Source organism: uncultured Roseovarius sp. (genome assembly GCF_913054395.1).
In the GTDB taxonomy this organism is placed as follows: domain Bacteria; phylum Pseudomonadota; class Alphaproteobacteria; order Rhodobacterales; family Rhodobacteraceae; genus Roseovarius.
In genome coordinates this window covers 15676-33409 of record NZ_CAJXIP010000027.1, presented here as the reverse complement: position 1 = coordinate 33409, position 17734 = coordinate 15676, and the positions used below count along the sequence as shown (strand labels likewise).

The 17734-nt window shown below is 63.2% G+C and carries 19 protein-coding genes, 1 pseudogene and 1 riboswitch; of the genes and pseudogenes, 17 read left to right on the top strand and 3 right to left on the bottom strand.

Translation table 11 applies throughout. From position 1 onward, the window contains the following. From QZ522_RS05980 to rpmE, 11 genes and pseudogenes are all read left to right on the top strand, one after another. Window positions 1-587, top strand: a pseudogene (locus QZ522_RS05980) (signal recognition particle protein); the annotation flags it as partial. Window positions 588-591: 4 nt separating this feature from the next. Further along, window positions 592-1161, top strand: a complete 570-nt coding sequence (locus QZ522_RS05975; protein ID WP_294608672.1) for a GNAT family N-acetyltransferase — start codon at window positions 592-594, stop codon at window positions 1159-1161. Beyond that, on the top strand, window positions 1158-1763 hold the full coding sequence (locus tag QZ522_RS05970) for a GNAT family N-acetyltransferase (RefSeq protein ID WP_294608670.1): 606 nt from the start codon (window positions 1158-1160) through the stop codon (window positions 1761-1763). Before QZ522_RS05975 ends, QZ522_RS05970 begins: the two co-directional genes overlap by 4 nt. After that, entirely contained in the window at window positions 1756-2052 is a 297-nt protein-coding gene (locus tag QZ522_RS05965) for a chorismate mutase (RefSeq protein ID WP_294608669.1), read from the top strand. The genes QZ522_RS05970 and QZ522_RS05965 overlap by 8 nt, the downstream gene beginning before the upstream one ends. A gap of 48 nt (window positions 2053-2100) precedes the next feature. Beyond that, a complete protein-coding gene (gene rpsP / locus QZ522_RS05960) occupies window positions 2101-2502 on the top strand; it encodes a 30S ribosomal protein S16 (RefSeq protein ID WP_294608667.1) in 402 nt (133 codons plus the stop codon). A 17-nt stretch (window positions 2503-2519) separates the two neighbouring features. Next, window positions 2520-3149, top strand: a complete 630-nt coding sequence (gene bluB, locus QZ522_RS05955) for a 5,6-dimethylbenzimidazole synthase (protein WP_294608665.1) — start codon at window positions 2520-2522, stop codon at window positions 3147-3149. Window positions 3150-3292: 143 nt separating this feature from the next. Continuing rightward, window positions 3293-3802 carry a ribosome maturation factor RimM gene (rimM, locus tag QZ522_RS05950; protein WP_294608663.1) on the top strand — a complete coding sequence of 170 codons (510 nt, stop codon included), beginning with the start codon at window positions 3293-3295 and terminating at the stop codon, window positions 3800-3802. Between the two features lie 2 nt (window positions 3803-3804). After that, window positions 3805-4593, top strand: a complete 789-nt coding sequence (locus QZ522_RS05945) for a hypothetical protein (protein WP_294608661.1) — start codon at window positions 3805-3807, stop codon at window positions 4591-4593. A 67-nt stretch (window positions 4594-4660) separates the two neighbouring features. Continuing rightward, window positions 4661-5461 carry a tRNA (guanosine(37)-N1)-methyltransferase TrmD gene (trmD, locus tag QZ522_RS05940; RefSeq protein ID WP_294608659.1) on the top strand — a complete coding sequence of 267 codons (801 nt, stop codon included), beginning with the start codon at window positions 4661-4663 and terminating at the stop codon, window positions 5459-5461. Between the two features lie 316 nt (window positions 5462-5777). Next, window positions 5778-6161, top strand: a complete 384-nt coding sequence (gene rplS, locus QZ522_RS05935; protein ID WP_294608657.1) for a 50S ribosomal protein L19 — start codon at window positions 5778-5780, stop codon at window positions 6159-6161. A gap of 11 nt (window positions 6162-6172) precedes the next feature. Next, window positions 6173-6394: a 50S ribosomal protein L31 gene (gene rpmE, locus QZ522_RS05930; protein ID WP_073198553.1), complete on the top strand. Its 222-nt coding sequence runs from the start codon at window positions 6173-6175 to the stop codon at window positions 6392-6394. 95 nt (window positions 6395-6489) lie between these two features. Here rpmE and smc read toward each other — a convergent pair whose 3' ends face one another. Then, entirely contained in the window at window positions 6490-9945 is a 3456-nt protein-coding gene (gene smc, locus QZ522_RS05925; protein WP_294608676.1) for a chromosome segregation protein SMC, read from the bottom strand. 224 nt (window positions 9946-10169) lie between these two features. Further along, window positions 10170-10393: riboswitch (cobalamin riboswitch) on the top strand. A 32-nt stretch (window positions 10394-10425) separates the two neighbouring features. Here smc and QZ522_RS05920 point away from each other — a divergent pair. From QZ522_RS05920 to QZ522_RS05910, 3 genes are read left to right on the top strand one after another with little or no spacing between them, the layout of a single operon-like run. After that, complete coding sequence (locus tag QZ522_RS05920) at window positions 10426-10590, top strand: CbtB domain-containing protein (protein WP_073198549.1); 165 nt, start codon at window positions 10426-10428, stop codon at window positions 10588-10590. Between the two features lie 3 nt (window positions 10591-10593). Next, window positions 10594-11274: a CbtA family protein gene (locus QZ522_RS05915; RefSeq protein ID WP_294608651.1), complete on the top strand. Its 681-nt coding sequence runs from the start codon at window positions 10594-10596 to the stop codon at window positions 11272-11274. Window positions 11275-11325: 51 nt separating this feature from the next. Beyond that, entirely contained in the window at window positions 11326-11823 is a 498-nt protein-coding gene (locus tag QZ522_RS05910; protein WP_294608649.1) for a hypothetical protein, read from the top strand. Between the two features lie 4 nt (window positions 11824-11827). Here the strand turns inward: QZ522_RS05910 and QZ522_RS05905 are convergent, their stop codons facing one another. Then, window positions 11828-12157 (bottom strand): DUF1636 domain-containing protein, encoded by a 330-nt coding sequence (locus tag QZ522_RS05905; protein ID WP_294608647.1) that lies wholly within the window; start codon window positions 12155-12157, stop codon window positions 11828-11830. A gap of 72 nt (window positions 12158-12229) precedes the next feature. Here QZ522_RS05905 and cobW point away from each other — a divergent pair, with 72 nt between their 5' ends. Beyond that, window positions 12230-13306: a cobalamin biosynthesis protein CobW gene (gene cobW / locus QZ522_RS05900; protein WP_294608645.1), complete on the top strand. Its 1077-nt coding sequence runs from the start codon at window positions 12230-12232 to the stop codon at window positions 13304-13306. Continuing rightward, complete coding sequence (locus QZ522_RS05895) at window positions 13303-13752, top strand: GNAT family N-acetyltransferase (protein WP_294608643.1); 450 nt, start codon at window positions 13303-13305, stop codon at window positions 13750-13752. Before cobW ends, QZ522_RS05895 begins: the two co-directional genes overlap by 4 nt. Before the next feature lie 2 nt (window positions 13753-13754). Here QZ522_RS05895 and QZ522_RS05890 read toward each other — a convergent pair whose 3' ends face one another. Continuing rightward, window positions 13755-13919: a hypothetical protein gene (locus QZ522_RS05890; RefSeq protein WP_294608641.1), complete on the bottom strand. Its 165-nt coding sequence runs from the start codon at window positions 13917-13919 to the stop codon at window positions 13755-13757. A 92-nt stretch (window positions 13920-14011) separates the two neighbouring features. Between QZ522_RS05890 and cobN the strand changes: the two genes are divergently transcribed. Then, complete coding sequence (cobN, locus tag QZ522_RS05885) at window positions 14012-17734, top strand: cobaltochelatase subunit CobN (protein ID WP_294608639.1); 3723 nt, start codon at window positions 14012-14014, stop codon at window positions 17732-17734.

Genomic DNA, 17734 nt, shown 5'->3' with positions numbered 1-17734 from the left:
AGGCCCAGGCCACCATCGAGGCCGAACAGGCCGAGCGGATGATGAAGCGCTTTCAAAAGGGTCAGTTCAACATGAACGACCTCAAGATGCAGCTTGAACAGATGCAGAAGATGGGCGGCATGGAAGGCATGATGGGGATGATGCCCGGCATGGGCAAAATGGCCAAACAGGTGCAGGACGCCGGGTTCGACGACAAGATCATCACCCGCCAGATTGCCCTCGTGCAATCCATGACCAAGAAAGAACGCGCCAATCCCGCCCTGCTTCAGGCCAGCCGCAAAAAGCGGATCGCGGCGGGGGCCGGTCTTGAGGTTTCCGAGCTGAACAAGCTTCTGAAGATGCACCGCCAGATGGCCGACATGATGAAGAAGATGGGCAAGGGCGGCATGCTCAAACAGGCCATGAAGGGCATGTTCAGCGGCAAAGGCGCCGCGGGCGGCATGCCCGACATGAACGACCCCAAAGCCATGGAAGAGGCCGCGCGCGCCATGGGCAGCAAGCTTCCCGGTGGTTTGGGCGGTCTTGGTGGCATGGGCGGCGGCATGGGCCTTCCCCCGGGCCTGTCCGGCTTTGGGAAAAAGAAATAACACCATGAGCCTGACCCAAGCCCCCATTCTTGAAACCGAGCGCCTGATCCTGCGCGGCCCCGAGCCGCGCGATATCGAGCCGGTGATTGCGTTTCTTCTGGATGAGGCGCGCGCGGGCGGCTTTGGCGCCGCGCCCAACCGCGGCGAGGCCTGGCGCTGGTTCGCGTTGAACGTCGGACATTGGCATATCCACGGCTATGGCTATTTCAGCATCGAGATGAAAGACACCGGCGAGACCGTCGGCATCAGCGGCATCTGGAACCCCGAAGGCTGGCCCGAACCCGAGCTTGGCTGGGTCGTGTTTGACGGCTTTGAGGGCAAGGGCATCGCCCATGAGGCCGCCGAACGGGCGCGCCGCTATGCCTATCAGGATCTCGGCTTCACCACGCTCACCTCGAATATCGTGCCGGGCAACACCCGCTCTGTTGCGCTTGCCGAACGGCTTGGCGCCTGGTTCGAGCGCGAATATGAAAACATCCACATGGGCCACGATCTTTTGTATCGCCACCCCGGACCCGGTGACCTGTTCGAGCGTGACGCAGACGATGACGGCTCGGTCGAGGCCTACGCATGACCCTGTCGCGCATCCCCACCATCGAAACGCGCCGCCTTGTGCTGCGCGGGCCCACGCCCGAGGATTACCCCGATTTCAAGGCCACGTTCAGCTCGTATCGCTCGCGCTTCATGGGCGGGCCGCTGAACAAATACGAGGCATGGATGCTCTATGCCGCCGAGATCGGCCATTGGGAAATCCGCGGCTTTGGCATGTGGATGATCCACGACAAGGACAGTGATGCGACGCTTGGCATGGCCGGCGGCTGGTTTCCTGCCGCATGGCCCGAACGCGAAATCGCCTGGATCATCTGGCCCAACAAGGCGGGCAAGGGCTATGCGCTTGAAGCAACCAGTGCCGTGCGCCGCTATTTCTATGAAACGCAGGGCTGGGATGGCGCAGTCAGCTATATCGACCCCAAGAACCTTGACAGCATCCGGCTTGCCGAACGCCTTGGCGCGGTCAAGGACAAGGATGCGCGTACCATCGACGGCAATGATGCCGTCTATCGTCACCCCTCGCCCGAGCGTCTGAAATCCGGCCAGATCGCCGACGGGATCGAGCTTGAGATAAGCCACTATTGCGACCCGCTGTTCAAACCGAAAGGGATGCCCCTTGACTGATTCCAGCACCCGTGCCGCCGCGCTTTTGAAAGGCCACCGCGAGTCGATCGACCGGCTTGACGCGATCCTTGTCTATACCCTTGGCGAGCGCTTCAAGCACACCCAGGCGGTTGGCCGTCTCAAGGCCGAACACGACCTTCCCCCGTCCGATCCCGCCCGCGAGGCGACCCAGATCGCGCGGCTCGAAGACCTGGCTCATCAGGCCGATCTCGACCCTGAATTCGCCAAAAAGTTTCTCAACTTCATCATCGCTGAAGTGATCCGACACCATCAACAACACCAATCGTAAGGCGGCACAAACGCCCCCTGACCCACGCCATTCAAAGGAGAACATCAAATGGCTATGAAAATTCGTCTCGCCCGCGGCGGCAGCAAAAAACGCCCCTTCTATCGCATCGTAGCGGCCGACAGCCGCATGCCCCGCGATGGCCGTTTCATCGAGAAACTGGGCACCTACAACCCGCTTCTGCCGAAAGACAGCGAAGAGCGCGTAAAAATGGACATCGAGCGCGTCCAGCACTGGCTTGCCCAGGGCGCCCAGCCCACCGACCGCATCAGCCGCATGCTTGAAGCTGCCGGCGTTGTGCCGAAAACCGAGCGTGCCAACCTGAAAAAAGGCACCCCCGGCAAGAAAGCCCAGGACCGCGCTGAAGAGAAAGCCGCCAAGGCGGCCGCCGCTGCCGAAGCTGCTGCGGCCCCGGCCGAAGAGCCCGCGGCAGAGGCCGGTACAGAAGAGTAAGCGGGATGATCGCTGGAATGTCAGGTTTTTCCCAAGACTTCCAGAACGACCTGCTTGATCTCATGCGGTGGCGGCGCGACGTGCGCCGCTTCCGCCGTGATCCGGTGGACGAGGCGCTCTTGCAAGAGTGTCTCGCCACCTTTCGGCTTGCGCCTTCTGTCGGCCTCTCGGAGCCCTGGCGCGTGATCCGCCTGGAAAGTGACGCCGCACGCGCCGCCGCCCTTGCCAATTTCACGGCGGCCAATCAACGTGCGCTGGATGGCTATAGCGGCGAAAAAGCCAGCATCTACAGTAGCCTGAAACTGTCCGGCATGCAGGAATCTCCGGTTCAGCTTGCCATCTATTGCGACGACAGCACGGCCCAGGGGGCCGGTCTTGGGGCGGGCACCATGCCCGAAACCCGGCGCTATTCGGTGGTCGGTGCGATCACCCATTTCTGGCTCGCCGCGCGGGCGCGCGGGCTTGGCGTGGGCTGGGTGTCGATCCTTGATCCGCTGCAACTCAACCAGGATCTGGCCGTTCCCGAGGGCTGGACCCTGGTGGCCTATCTCTGCGTCGGCTGGCCCGAGTCCAGCAATGACACGCCCGAGCTTGAGCTGATAGGCTGGGAAACCCGCCGTGATGCCCTGGCCATCGAGACCCGCTAGATCATGTTTCGGCCGATCCGCACGCTTGTCTTCATGAGTTTGGTTTTTCTGGCCGGAATCGTATTTGAACGCTATCAGCACACCCAACGCTGCGTCGCCGCCCAAGGCATCGCGCAGGACGGGCTTTGCAGGGGACTCCGCCGATGAGTGACGAAAACCGCATCTGTGTCGGCGCCATTGGCGGCGCCTTTGGCGTGCACGGCGAGGTGCGCCTGAAAAGCTTTACCGCAACGCCCGAGGATATCGCCGAATACAGCCCCCTGACATCGGAAGACGGGCAGCGGTCTTTCGGTGTTACGCTGACCGGGCAACTCAAGAACGGCTTTAGTGCGCGCCTGACAGGTATCGGCAACAAAGAGGCCGCCGACGCCCTGCGCGGCACCCGGCTTTATGCCGAACGCGATCAGCTTCCGCATCTGCCCGACGATGAATATTACCATGCCGACCTGATCGGGCTTGAGGTCTATGACACCGGCGGCAGTCTTTTGGGCCAGGTCAAGAGCGTGCTCAATCACGGCGCCTCGGATATTCTTGAAATCCAGGGGCCCGGGGCAAGCGCCGTCGTGCTTTTGCCCTTTACCCTGCAAGCGGTGCCAACGGTCGATCTGGCTGCGGGCCGGATCATTGCGGATCCGCCGGACGGCCTGTTTTAACCTTGCGCATCCTGCTCCATCCCGGCTTCCACAAGACCGGCACCTCTAGCCTGCAACGCGGGGCGATGGCGCGGGCGGACGATCTTGCGCCGCATCTGCGGGTTCTTCTCACGCCGGATATCATCAAGGCGGCCCGGGCGGCGCGGCGCTATTCCACCACGCGCTCCCCCGACCTGCTCGCGCGGTTCTCAGACCACTTTCAAACCTCCATCACCTCGCAGTCGCGCGATGATCCCCGTGCCCTGCTCATCAGCTCCGAAGACCTTGGCGGTGCCTTGCCCGGTCTTTCCGGCGTCGGGACCTATGATGCCGCCCCGGACCTGATGCTTGCCGCAAGTTCCGCACTGCGGGCGCATTTCGGGGCACAGGCACAGATCACAATCTGGTTCACCACCCGCGAAACAGGGCCCTGGCTCAAAAGCCTGTACTGGCAGAACCTGCGCGCGCACCGTCTTGTGGACGATTTCGAAACATTTCGCGATCAGTTTGCGCCTGCGGCAGACCTGGACCGGATCGTCACCAACACCCACGCCACCGTTGGCGATCAGGCCCTGGTGACCGCCACCGCCCTTGAAACCATCGCGCAGCACCGGGCGGGCCCGCTTGGGGCCGCGCTTGACCTGCTGGATATCCCCTCGCAAACCCTCGCCCCGCTTGGCGCACATAATTTGCAGCCCGCCGATGCCGCCGAGGCGCTTTTGGCGCTCAACCGGTCAGAGATTGATGATGCCTCTCTGAAAGATGCCAAACGCGAGCTTTTGCGCATGTACCGCCGCAACCGTCTGGCCTGACCCATCCAAAGAAAATTCGGCGAAAAATCTTGCCCGCCCCCCAATCCGCAGGATAAGGCCCCAGCCTATGACAAACCTAACCAGATCCCACGGGCGCAAATCCATCAGCGCCACGGCACAGCCCCGCGAGCTGATCACCCCCACGCCCCGCCTTGTCGGCGCATGGACAGCCAAGGTAATCACCCTGTTGCCACAGGCCTTTCCCGGCATTTTGGGCGAAAGTCTCACTGGCCGCGCCCTGCAAGACGGGCTTTGGGCGCTGGAAACCATCGACCTGCGCCCGTTTGGCGAGGGCAGGCACCGCAACGTCGATGACACGCCTGCGGGCGGTGGTGCGGGCATGGTCCTGCGCGCCGATGTCATGGGCCGCGCGATCGAGCAGGCCCAGGCCGGCACACCGTCAGGCTGGCCGTTGATCTATCTCAGCCCGCGCGGCAAACGCATGGATCAGGCAATGGTGCAAAGCCTCTCGCAGGCCCCCGGCGCAACCCTGATCTGTGGGCGGTTCGAGGGGCTGGATGAGCGGGTAATCGAACATTACGGAATTCAGGAGGTCTCGCTTGGCGATTTCGTCATGACCGGTGGCGAGATCGCGGCGCAGGCCCTGATTGATGCCACCGTCCGGCTTTTGCCCGGTGTTTTGGGCAATGCCGAAAGCGCGCTTGAGGAAAGCCATTCCAACGGATTGCTGGAACACCCGCAATATACCCGCCCTGCCGAATGGATGGGCCGAGAGATCCCCGCAATTCTGACCTCTGGCGATCACGCCAAGGTTGCCCGGTGGCGACATGAGATGTCCGAGAAAATCACCGCCGAACGCCGCCCGGACCTTTGGGACGCCTATCAGAACCGTCAAAAACCGGGCTAGGCCCGGCTTGGCGGGGCAGGCGAAAATTCCGTCGCCCGTTCCCCGACAAAACTCCTTGCCTCAGGCGCATATTCCTCTTAAACACCGCCTGTTCCCGGTCGGTTTTCCGACTCGGGGACGTATGGCGTTGTCACGTGATGCCGCGGCGGAGGTTCTTCCCTCCATCTCGGGCGCGCAGAAAGAAACGCCGTAGACGGATTAAATAATGACGACCTGATCTCTGGCGGGCGCATCTGCGGACCCGGAAGAAGACCAAGAGCTCTGAGGACGCGACACACCTTTGCGGAATAACCGCAAGCAGATTAGGAGAGAAGCGATGGATATTATCGCTCAGTTGGAGGCGGAACAGATCGCCTCGCTCGGGAAAACCATTCCCGATTTCAAGGCCGGCGACACGATCCGCGTCGGTTACAAGGTGACCGAAGGCACACGCACCCGCGTTCAGAACTTTGAAGGCGTTTGCATTGGCCGCAACAACGGCAAAGGCATTGCCGGGTCGTTCACCGTCCGCAAGATTTCCTTTGGTGAAGGCGTCGAACGTATGTTCCCGCTCTTTTCGACCAATATCGACAGCATCGAGGTTGTGCGCCGTGGCCGCGTTCGTCGCGCCAAGCTCTACTACCTGCGCTCGCGTCGCGGCAAATCGGCCCGTATCGCGGAAAACGCCAACTACAAGCCCCTCTCGGGCGCTTCAGCGTAAGGACGTCTCCGATGAGAAAAGACATTCACCCCGATTACCACCTGATCGACGTCAAGATGACCGACGGCACGATCGTTCCGATGCGCTCGACCTACGGCAAGGAAGGCGACACGCTTTCGCTTGATATCGACCCGACGGTACACCCCGCCTGGACCGGCGGAACCTCGCGTCTGATGGATGCCGGTGGCCGCGTTTCGAAGTTCAAAAACAAATATGCCGGCCTGGGTTTCTGAACACCCCACCGTTGCATCACACAAAAAAACGCCGTCCCTCGGGGCGGCGTTTTCGTTTTGGCCCTTCGGGGCAAAGCTGTCGGGGATCAGAGGCTTCACGCCACCATCTGTTCGGCCTTCTTGAGATCGACCGAAACCAGCTGACTGACGCCCTGTTCGGCCATTGTCACACCGAACAGGCGGTCCATCCGGCTCATGGTGACAGCATGGTGGGTAATGATCAGGAACCGCGTTTCGGTGCGGCGGCACATCTCGTCCAGCAGGTCGCAGAACCGTGTCACATTGGCATCATCCAGCGGCGCGTCGACCTCGTCGAGCACGCAGATCGGCGCCGGATTGGCAAGGAACACCGCAAAAATAAGCGCCAGCGCGGTCAGCGTCTGCTCGCCCCCCGACAACAGGCTGAGCGTCGAAAGCTTCTTGCCCGGCGGCTGGCACATGATCTCAAGCCCGGCCTCAAGCGGATCGTCGCTTTCGACCAGCACAAGATTGGCCTCGCCGCCGCCAAAGAGATGCCGGAACAGCAGGGTAAAGTTTGAATTCACCTGCTCGAAAGCGGTCAAAAGCCGCTCGCGGCCCTCGCGGTTAAGGCTGGCAATGCCATTGCGCAGGGTCTTGATTGCCTCTTCCAGATCAATCTTTTCGCGGACCAGTTCGTCATGCTCGGCCTGAACCTCCTGCGCGTCCTCCTCGGCGCGCAGGTTGACGGCGCCAAGCGCATCGCGCTGCCGCTTGAGCCGGTTGACGTCGGCCTCGATCGCATCAGAGGCGGGCATCGCATCGGGATCGGCGCCAAGGCTCTCAAGCAACGCTTCGGGCGTGGTCTCCTGGGCGTCCCGGATACGTTCGGCGGACAAAGACAGGGTTTCGCGCGCGGCATCGGTACGGGCCTCGGCGCGGGCGCGGGCCTCTCGGGCTTCAGAGGCCAGGCGCTCGGCCTCGCGCTCGTCCAGCGCGGCCTGACGGGCGACGCCTTCCGCCGTGGACAGCGCATCGCCTGCGGCGGCGCGGCGGGCTTCGCTGCGATTGATCTCTTCGCCCAGCTCAGAGCGCTTCGCGGCAAGGATTTCCGGCGCGGCACTGGCATCTGCCAGTTCAACTTCGGAGGCTGCCTTGCGTTCTGCCAGCTCTTCGCTGCGCTTTTCGGCCGTTTCCAGACGGTGACGCCAGCCGCTGATTTCCTTGGCGATTTCCTGACTGCGGCGGGTGCGACGCTCGCCCTCGCGGCGCAATTCATCCTGGCTCGACCGCTTGGCCATCATCGTCATGCGCGCGGCTTCAACGGTTAGCTTGATGTCCTCAAGATCGGCGCGCGCCTCATCAAGATCGCCCAGATCGGCAAGACCCTTTTCGGCGTCCGACAGGTCTTTGCGCGCCGACATCGCCTCTTCTTCGTGGCGGGTCACGGCAAGGCCAAGCGAGTCAAGCCGCGAACCGGCAAGGTTGCGGTCGGCCTCGGCGCGGCTCAGAGCGCGGTTGGCCTCGTTCACCGCGGCGTCAGCGGCGCGGCGCGCATCGCGCGCGGCGCGGTCTTCCTCGGTGCGCCGGGCAAGCTGATCGCGCAGCGCCTCATGGGCCTGCATCGCGCCGTCGGCCCGCGCCGCCGCGTGTTCAAGCTGTTGCTTGAGTTCTTCCAGCCGGTTGAGCTGTTGCAATCGCAGCGCCGCAGCGCTTGGCGCATCCTCGGCCCAGGCGCGATATCCGTCCCACCGCCAGAGATCACCCTCGACGCTGACCAGCCGCTGACCGGGTTTCAACAAGGGTTGCAGGCGCGGGCCATCGTCAGGATCGACAAGACCGATCTGCCCCATGCGCCGCACCAGAACCTCGGGCACCGACACGTGATTGGTCAGCGCCGTCACCCCGGCAGGCAAGGTCTGCGGAGTTTGATACCCCGGCAGAACGGCCCAGCCCGACGGGCCATCGGCCTCGACCTCGGGGGCGCGCAAGTCATCCGCCAGGGCCGCGCCAAGCGCCTTTTCGAAACCTTGCTGAACCTGAAGGCGGTCCATGATCTGGCCCCCCTCGGCGGTGTCGCGCTGCACCAGCTTGGCCAGGGCCGACACCTCGGCGCGCAGGGCGTTCATCTCGCCTTCGGCCTCAGAGCGCCCGGCACGGGCCTCGGCCTCGAGCGATTGCGCCTCGGCGCGGGCCTCGTCAGCGGCGACAAGCGCGGCTTCGGCGGCTTCGGCGGCGGCCACAGACGCGGTTTCGGCGGCTTCGGCGGCAGCGTGATCGGCGCTGGCCTTTTCAAGTGCAGCGCGCGATTCGGCCTGTGCGACGCGGGCGCGCTCGGCTTCGGCCTCGCTTTTGGCAAGGGTCTTGCGGCTGTCGTCAAGCAGGCGCTGCGCGGATTGGTGGCGCGCGGACAGGCGGGCCATGTCCTCGGTCATCTGGCTCAGATCGCTTTCGCGCTGTTGCAGGATCTGGGCCGCTTCGCGCGCAACGGCCTGCACCTCTTCAAGCCGATCCTCGTGGCCTTCGGCGCCCTTGGCAAGCTCGCGCGCCTCCCAGTCCAGCCGCTCGATGGTTTCACCCGCATCGCGGTTCAGGCCGGTCTCGCGCTCGATATCACGGGCAAGCTGTTCGATCCGCCGTTCAAGCGTTTCGATCCGCTCACGGGCGTTGGCCTCTTGTTCGCTCAGGGTGTCGCGCTGTACCGTGAGGCGTTGCAGGATTGCCGCCGCTATCGCCTCTTCCTCGCGCAACGCGGGCAATGCATCTTCGGCCAGACCCCGCGCCCTGGCCGCCTCGCGGGCCGCTTTTTCGGCACGTGCGGCCTCGGTGGTGCGCTCACGCAGGTCGTCCTCGGCGCGGGCCCGCGCAAGATCGGCCTCTTTCCAGCGCCGATATAGCAACAGCCCTTCGGACAGTCGCAGTTCCTCGCCGATCTGGCGATAGCGCGCCGCCTGCCGTGCCTGGCGGGCAAGCTGTGCCAGTTGTGCCGAAAGCTGCTCGACCACGTCATCTACGCGGGTCAGATTGGTTTCCGCCGCGCGCAGTTTCAATTCCGCCTCATGGCGACGCTGATAGAGTCCCGAAATGCCCGCCGCCTCTTCCAGAATGCGGCGGCGCGCTTTCGGCTTGGCGTTGATCAACTCGGAAATCTGCCCCTGACGGACGAGGGCGGGCGAATGCGCCCCGGTCGAGGCATCGGCAAAAAGCATCTGCACATCGCGCGCCCGCACATCCTTGGAATTGACTTTATAGGCGCTGCCCACGTCGCGGGTGATGCGGCGCACGATTTCAAGGTTATCGGAATCATTGAACCCGGCGGGCGCAAGCCGGTCGGAGTTATCAAGCTGGATCACCACCTCGGCGAAATTGCGTGCGGGGCGGGTGGACGCCCCGGCAAAGATTACGTCCTCCATCCCGTCGCCGCGCATCGCAGTGGGGCGATTTTCGCCCATCACCCAACGCAGCGCCTCAAGCAGATTGGACTTGCCACAGCCATTCGGCCCCACCACCCCGGTCAGCCCATTGGCAATGATCAGGTCGGTGGGATCAACAAAGCTCTTGAAGCCGGTCAATCTGAGTTTCGAGAACTGCACGTTTGCCTCGGGTTGGGGGTTGCGGCCATCCGGCCAGTGATTCCATTCAACCCCGAGTGTGGCCAAGCCACGCGGCCCCTGTCAACGTTCAACCACATCATATTGGGCGCGCAAGCAAGTTATCCACACAATATTGCGCAATCCCCAGCAATACCTCGCCGAAACCCATGACGCGGAAAGACCGAAAGCGGTCGGAAACATCCTTGACGCAGCCCGCGCCGCACTTCATACCGAATGGGCAAGGTTCCCCGCTAAAGGTGCAAAGCGCCAGGGGATGAATTGGGAATGAAGTGATGGTGGACCCAAACAGGGCGCCTATTCTTCAGCCGCCCCCGCGACTGTAAGCGGTGAGCCCCTGTCAAATGCCACTGGACCGCAAGATCCCGGAAGGCGACAGTAAGGCGACGACCCGCGAGCCAGGAGACCAGCCCTGCGTTTGTCAATCCCGCCTCGGGTGAGAGGCGCAAAGGAGATACCGCTATGACTGCACTGGTTCAAACCGCCGCCAAATCCACCGTTCTGCCCTTCGTGGCCGCCATGGTCCTCGGGCTGGGCATCGTCACGATCGCCGGCCATGTTCAGGCCTCTGCCCTGCATGACGCGGCCCATGACGTGCGCCACGCGACCGGCTTTCCCTGCCACTAAACCATGTTTTCCAAAATTGTAACCAGCGCGTTGCTCGCTGGGTTCTGCACAGGGCTGATAGCCGCCCTGCTGCAGTTCATGTTCATTCAGCCGGTGCTTTTGCACGCCGAGTTGTATGAGACAGGCACTCTTGTGCATTTCGGAGAGGGCGCGACCGGTGCCACCCCCGAATTGCCGGGGTTCGATGCAATGCGCGACGGGCTGAGCCTGTTGTTCTCGGCGCTGATCTATGTCGGTTATGGCCTCGTGCTTGTGGCCTGCATGGGGCTTGCCGCCGAACGCGGCGCACGGATTGATGCGCGCACCGGACTGCTCTGGGGCGTGGCCGGTTTCGTAGCCTTGCATTTCGCCCCTGCCGTATCATTGCCCCCCGAAGTGCCCGGCGGCGCCTACACCGACATCACCGCCCGCCAGATCTGGTGGTGGGGCACGGCGATCGCGACAGCGCTTGCACTTGCCTTGATCGCCTTTGGCCGTGCGCCCGTGATGATTGCCGCGGCGATTGCCCTTTTGCTGGCGCCGCATGTGATCGGCGCTCCCCACCCGGAGAATTTTGCTGGGCCTGTCCCGCCGGAGCTTGCCTCGCTGTTCGCCACCCGCGCGCTTGGCGTCGGATTTGCGGCATGGACGCTTTTGGGCACACTGGCCGGATATTTCTGGACCCGCGAAAGCGCCGAAGGCTAACCAACGCGCCCCGGCGGTTCGCCGCCGGGGCACCACACAAGGAGAGCACTGATGCCGAAAACCTTTGCCTTTCTGTTGATCGGGTTGTTTTTCGGCGTCGGCTTCGGCTTTCTTCTGGCCGCCACCACCGGTGCCGAATTGACCGGGCACGAACACGCCGAGGTTGGCTCGGTGCATGATCACAATGCCCATGATCATGGCGCCAACGGGCCCGATCATTCCAAGCTGACCGATGTGACCGGCCCCGCGCCGCAGATCAGGCTAAGCCTGCACCCCGACGGGCCGCAAAGCCGCAACCTGCATATCGCGATCACCGATTTCACCTTTGCCCCCGAGGCGGTGAACGGGCCGCATGTGCCGGGCGAGGGCCATGCGCATGTCTATCTTGACGGCGTGAAAATCGCCCGCGCCTATGGACCGTGGTTTCAGCTTGACGCCCTGCCCTTAGGTCACCACAAAATCCGGGTCACCCTGAACGCCAACGACCACAGCCAGCTTGCGATCAACGGTACCCCGATCGAGGCCCATGCGGGGCTTGTGATCGAATGATACCTCAGGCCGGAACACGCCCCACAAGGCAATGGCGCAGCCGCCCGGCAGCGCGCGCATCCTCGATCCAACCATCGGGCGAACCCTCGTACAGCGTTGCAAAGGCCAATGTGTCGTCAAGATCGCAGGTCGGGTCGATATCGCCGAAAAGATACGTCGCCTTGCCCGGAGCCGAAAACGCCAGGCTCAGCGGACGACCGCAGTTTGACATGCAATCGTGGTCCTGGACCTCGAACGCCATGGACCGATCACACAACGCGGCACGCAAATCGGCGGCAAAGCTTTTGCCATCCATGCCATCACATGTAGAACAAACCACAATCCGGTGCGTCATCGCCGATCCCCTTTGTATCGGGATTAGGCCGGTTGCCCGCCCAAACGCAAGCCTTTCAAGGAGCTTTTAACCATGCCCGCAAAAATCCCCGCCACCGTCGTGACCGGCTTTCTGGGCGCAGGAAAAACCACGCTGATCCGCCACATGCTGGAGAACGCAGGCGGCCGCCGCATTGCCCTTATCATCAACGAATTCGGCGATCTTGGCGTCGATGGGGATATCCTCAAGGGCTGTGGCATCGAGGGCTGCGCCGAGGATGACGTCATGGAGCTTAGCAATGGCTGTATCTGTTGCACCGTCGCCGAAGATTTCATCCCCACCATGCAAAAACTGCTGGAGCGTGAGAATGCACCCGATCACATCGTGATCGAAACCTCGGGGCTGGCCCTGCCGCAACCGCTTGTGCGCGCCTTCAACTGGCCCGAAATCTCGACCCGCGTCACCGTCGATGGCGTGGTCACCGTGGTCGATGGCAAGGCCGTGAGCGAGGGCCGCTTCGCGCATGATGTGGCCGCCGTCGATGCACAGCGCAAACTTGACGAGAATCTTGACCACGAAACGCCGCTCTCCGAGTTGTTCGAGGATCAGATGGCCTGTGCCGATATGATCGTGGTCAACAAATCCGATCTGCTGGATGCGGATGAAATGACGGCGCTTGTAAGCCGACTTCGCACAGATAGCCGCGATGGCGTTCAGGTGGTTACATCGACCATGGGCGCGCTGCCGATTGATGTACTTCTGGGTCAGGGCATCGGCGCCGAGGCCGATATGGAAAGCCGCCACGAGCTTCACCATCACCACCACGATCATGATGACGAGCACGACGATGATCACCATGATGAGGACCATCATCACGATCACGACCATGATGCCTTTGAAAGCTTTGTCGTCACCCGGACCGAAATCGCCGATCCTGCGGGGTTTGCCCAACAGGTTGCCGATGTCATCCGCGCCCATGACATCCTGCGCCTCAAGGGGTTCGCCGCCGTCAGCGGCAAGCCGATGCGCCTAACATTGCAGGCGGTCGGCCCGCGCGTCGCCACCTATTTCGATCAGCCCTTCGGCAGCCAGCAGCGTGAAACCCGGCTTGTGGTGATCGGTCAGGCAGGTCTTGACCGCGCCGCCATCGAAGCCGCGCTCTGTGCATGATCATCGTCGCGCCCACTAGCCCGAAAGACCCGGAAGCGAGCGCGCTTTTGCGTGCCAGCCACGCCTTGATGCAATCGCTGTTTCCACCCGAGGATAACTTTTTCCTCGATATAGAAGAGCTTTGCACCGATGATATCCGGTTTTTTACCGCACGGATTGACGGCCACATCGTCGGCACCGGCGCGCTTGCCCTCAAAGAGGGCTACGGCGAGGTGAAATCCATGTTCGTGGATGAAAGCGCGCGCGGCAAGGGCGTTGCCGACGCGATCCTGCGCCAGATCGAGGATGAGGCGCGCGCGCTCGACCTGCCGCTGTTGCGGCTTGAAACAGGCAATGTACTTTACGCCGCCCATCGGCTTTACGAGCGCCACGGCTATGCGGTGCGCGGGCCGTTCGGCGACTATCCCGCCGCGCCCTCGTCGATTTTCATGGAAAGGACCCTATGAGCCTAGTCAGACTTTTTCTTCTCGGCCTGCTTTTTAAGCTTGGCAATCAACTCTTCCTTGCTCTGGCGGGCGCCAAAGGGGTTTTTCGGACCGCCCGGTTGATTGTGCTCTTTGTGTCGGGGGGCGTTGTTGCCTTTTTTGGGGGCACCCTGCGCTTTGTAATTCATGACTTTGCCCTTTCGGCAAGAGGCCGCACCATTCGCAGCCGTTGCGGATCTATTGCCGCAATCCGCCCTGTCAATCAAGCTGGAACCGCCTGATGCACCTTCTTGCCGCCACCCCCGGAACCATTGATGACGGCAAAGAGCCGGTCGATCTGGGCCAGACGCCGGCCGATGTCGTGTTTGTCTCGGCCGCCGATACCGAGCTTGCAGCGCTGAGTGCCGCGCGCGCCGAAATGACCCAGGCGCCAAGCCTGCGGCTGGCCAATCTCACCCATCTGCAACACCCGATGTCGGTCGACCTCCATCTCGACAATTGCGCCACCAAATCCCGGCTTGTGATCGCGCGGGTTCTGGGCGGCACCGGGTATTGGAAATATGGGGCCGAACAGTTTGCCGCGCGCTGTCACGAAGCGGGCGTGCCGCTTGCCCTGTTGCCGGGCGATGACAAACCCGACGCCGATCTGCGCGGGCTCTCGACGGTGGCTGATGAAGACTATGATGCCCTCTGGGCCTATCTGGTCGAGGGCGGCCCTGAAAATTCGGCGAATTTCCTGAGCTATGCCAAGTCGATAATCGAGCAATGCGAGAAACCTGCTGCGGCAAGCCCGCTGTTGCGCGCAGGCGTCTATTGGCCCGGCGCAGGCATCGCCGGCCTGGAGGCCGCGCGCGCCGCATGGGCCCCCGATCACCCCGTCGTGCCGGTGATCTTTTACCGCGCCCTTGTACAGGGCGCAGGCCTGAACCCGATCAACCGGCTGGTCAAATCCTTGCTGCGCGCGGGGCTGAACCCGCTGCCGGTTTTCGTCGCCTCCCTCAAAGATCAGGTCTCGACCGCCACGCTTGAGCATCTGTTCACAGAGGCCCCGCCCTCGGTGATCCTGAACTGCACCTCCTTCGCGGTCGGCTCGCCACACAAAGGCGACGACAGCCCGCTCAACCCGCTTACCATGCCCGCCGCCAACGGCGCGCCAGTGTTCCAGGTGGTGCTTGCCGGGTCCGGCGAAGAGGCCTGGGCCGAGGGGCTGAGCGGGCTGTCGGGTCGCGACATTGCCATGAATGTCGCACTGCCCGAGGTCGACGGACGGGTGTTGAGCCGCGCCATCAGCTTCAAGGGCGAGGCCTTTTTCGACGAGGCAACCGAATGCCCCATCGCCACCTATCGCGCGCAGGGCGACCGGGTTGAATTCGTCGCCGATCTGGCGCGCAACTGGGCGCACCTGCGCCATACACCAGCGCCCGAGCGGCGCGTCGTCCTGATCCTCGCGAATTACCCCAACAAGGACGGGCGGCTGGCCAATGGCGTTGGGCTTGATACGCCCGCCGCCACGGTCCATGCACTCGGCCTTTTGGCCGATGCCGGATACCATGTGACAAATGCCCCGGCGGACAGCGATAGCCTGATGCAGGCGGTGATGGCGGGACCGACGAACTGGCTTACCGATCGCGCCGAGCGGCAGGGCGGCGTCACCCTGTCGATGGCCGACTATCAGATCGAATATGCCCGCCTGCCCTGGGCGATGCGCGAAGCGGTCCAGGCAAGGTGGGGCGCGCCCGAGGCGGATCCGTTCTTTACGCCGGGCGAAGTCGATTGCGGACAGTTTTCCCTGTCGGTTCTTGAATTCGGCAATGTGGTCGTCGGCGTGCAACCGGCGCGCGGCTATAACATCGACCCGACCGACACCTATCATTCGCCCGATCTAGTGCCGCCGCACAACTATCTGGCGTTCTATTTCTGGCTCCGCCATCAATTTCGCGCCCATGCCATCGTGCACATGGGCAAACATGGCAACCTGGAGTGGCTGCCCGGCAAGGCGCTTGCGCTTAGCCAGGAATGCTGGCCCGAGGCAGTGCTTGGGCCGATGCCGCATGTCTATCCGTTCATCGTCAACGATCCCGGCGAGGGCACGCAGGCCAAACGCCGCGCGCAGGCGGTGATCATCGACCACCTGACGCCGCCCCTGACCCGCGCCGAAACCTATGGGCCGTTGCGTGACCTCGAGGCCCTGGTCGATGAATATTACGAGGCCGCAGGCGTTGATCCGCGACGGATTTCGCATCTGCGCCGCGAGATCCTGACGCTGAGTTCGGCCACCGGCCTGGACAAGGATGTCGGCATGGAAGGCGCCGATGAGGACAGCGACCTTGCCAAGCTTGATGCCTATCTCTGCGAGTTGAAAGAAGCGCAAATTCGCGACGGCCTGCATATCTTTGGCCAATCGCCGACCGGGCGGCAGGAACGCGACCTGTTGCAGGCACTCCTGCGCGTGCCGCGCGATCAGGCGGTCGGCGGCGATGCCTCGATCATCCGCGCACTGGCAGCGGACCTTGACCTTGGCCCTGGCTTTGATCCGCTTGATTGCGACATGGCCGCAGCCTGGACCGGGCCAAACCCGCAGGTTCTGGCCGATGCGGCCCCCGGCGCATGGCGCAGCAATGGCGACACGGTCGAGCGGCTGGAAGAACTGGCCTCGCAGCTTCTTGAGGGCACGAGGCCCCCGCAAGGGGCGGCAAGCCGCGCGGTTCTCGAGCGTGCCGAAAGCGATGTACGCCCGACCTTGCGCGCCTGTGGACCGATGGAAGGGACGGGCCTTCTCACCGCCCTTTCAGGGCAATTCGTCGCCCCGGCGCCATCCGGCGCGCCCACGCGGGGACGTCTTGATGTCCTTCCGACCGGGCGCAATTTCTTTTCCGTCGACAGCCGCGCCGTGCCGACACCAACGGCCTGGGCCCTCGGGTGGAAGTCGGCGAACCTGTTGATTGAGAAACACCTGCAAACCCACGGCGACTGGCCGCGCAGCCTGCTTTTGACAGCCTGGGGGACGGCCAATATGCGCACCGGCGGCGACGATATCGCGCAGGCGCTTGCCCTGATGGGGGTCAAGCCGAAATGGGATGCCGCCAACCGCCGCGTGACCGGGTTTGAAATCCTTCCGCAGGGCGTTCTGGGGCGCCCGCGGGTTGATGTGACCCTGCGGATTTCCGGGTTCTTCCGCGACGCCTTTCCGCAGCTCATTGCGCTGGTCGACTCTGCCGCACGCGCGGTCATGGCACTGGACGAGCCCGACGACCTTAACCCGGCTGCGGCGCGCGCGCGAAGCGAGGGACCGCAGGCTCGGGTTTACGGTGCGAAACCAGGGGCCTATGGCGCCGGGCTTCAGGCGATGATCGACGAACGGCTCTGGTCCGACAAGGCCGATCTGGCCGAGGCCTATCTGGAATGGGGCAGCTATGCCTATGGCACCGCCGATGAGGGGCGCCGTGACCGTGCCGGCCTTGAAACCCGCCTGCGCCAGACCGAGGCGATCGTGCAGAACCAGGACAATCGCGAGCACGACATTCTGGACAGCGACGACTATTACCAGTTCGAAGGCGGCGCAGCGGCGGCGGTAAGCACCCTTCAGGGACGTGACCGGCCGATTTACCACAATGACCATTCGCGCCCCGAACGCCCGGTGATCCGAACCCTTGAGGATGAGATCGGCCGCGTCGTGCGCAGCCGGGTGGTCAATCCGAAATGGATCGAAGGCGTCAAGCGCCATGGCTACAAGGGCGCGTTCGAGATGGCGGCGACGGTCGATTACCTCTTCGCCTTTGCCGCAACCACGGGCGCGGTGCGCGGGCATCATTTCGATCTGGTCGAGGCGGCGTTTCTGGAAGACGATGACACCCGCGAGTTCATAGCCGAACACAACGCCCCCGCCCTGCGCGAAATGGCAGAGCGGCTGGCCGAGGCCATCGACCGTGGGCTCTGGTTGCCGCGCTCGAACTCTGCGCGCGCGCGGATCGAGGCGGCGCGACGGGGCGCCCCGCCACCCTGA

What these genes read in the sequence shown, in the direction of transcription:
- QZ522_RS05975 (WP_294608672.1), top strand. Translation starts at nt 592, where the DNA reads ATGAGCCTGACCCAAGCCCCCATTCTTGAAACCGAGCGCCTGATCCTG.
- QZ522_RS05970 (WP_294608670.1), top strand. Translation starts at nt 1,158, where the DNA reads ATGACCCTGTCGCGCATCCCCACCATCGAAACGCGCCGCCTTGTGCTG.
- rpsP (WP_294608667.1), top strand. Translation starts at nt 2,101, where the DNA reads ATGGCTATGAAAATTCGTCTCGCCCGCGGCGGCAGCAAAAAACGCCCC.
- bluB (WP_294608665.1), top strand. Translation starts at nt 2,520, where the DNA reads ATGTCAGGTTTTTCCCAAGACTTCCAGAACGACCTGCTTGATCTCATG.
- rimM (WP_294608663.1), top strand. Translation starts at nt 3,293, where the DNA reads ATGAGTGACGAAAACCGCATCTGTGTCGGCGCCATTGGCGGCGCCTTT.
- trmD (WP_294608659.1), top strand. Translation starts at nt 4,661, where the DNA reads ATGACAAACCTAACCAGATCCCACGGGCGCAAATCCATCAGCGCCACG.
- rplS (WP_294608657.1), top strand. Translation starts at nt 5,778, where the DNA reads ATGGATATTATCGCTCAGTTGGAGGCGGAACAGATCGCCTCGCTCGGG.
- rpmE (WP_073198553.1), top strand. Translation starts at nt 6,173, where the DNA reads ATGAGAAAAGACATTCACCCCGATTACCACCTGATCGACGTCAAGATG.
- QZ522_RS05920 (WP_073198549.1), top strand. Translation starts at nt 10,426, where the DNA reads ATGACTGCACTGGTTCAAACCGCCGCCAAATCCACCGTTCTGCCCTTC.
- QZ522_RS05915 (WP_294608651.1), top strand. Translation starts at nt 10,594, where the DNA reads ATGTTTTCCAAAATTGTAACCAGCGCGTTGCTCGCTGGGTTCTGCACA.
- QZ522_RS05910 (WP_294608649.1), top strand. Translation starts at nt 11,326, where the DNA reads ATGCCGAAAACCTTTGCCTTTCTGTTGATCGGGTTGTTTTTCGGCGTC.
- QZ522_RS05905 (WP_294608647.1), bottom strand. Translation starts at nt 12,157, where the DNA reads ATGACGCACCGGATTGTGGTTTGTTCTACATGTGATGGCATGGATGGC.
- cobW (WP_294608645.1), top strand. Translation starts at nt 12,230, where the DNA reads ATGCCCGCAAAAATCCCCGCCACCGTCGTGACCGGCTTTCTGGGCGCA.
- QZ522_RS05895 (WP_294608643.1), top strand. Translation starts at nt 13,303, where the DNA reads ATGATCATCGTCGCGCCCACTAGCCCGAAAGACCCGGAAGCGAGCGCG.
- QZ522_RS05890 (WP_294608641.1), bottom strand. Translation starts at nt 13,919, where the DNA reads ATGAATTACAAAGCGCAGGGTGCCCCCAAAAAAGGCAACAACGCCCCC.
- cobN (WP_294608639.1), top strand. Translation starts at nt 14,012, where the DNA reads ATGCACCTTCTTGCCGCCACCCCCGGAACCATTGATGACGGCAAAGAG.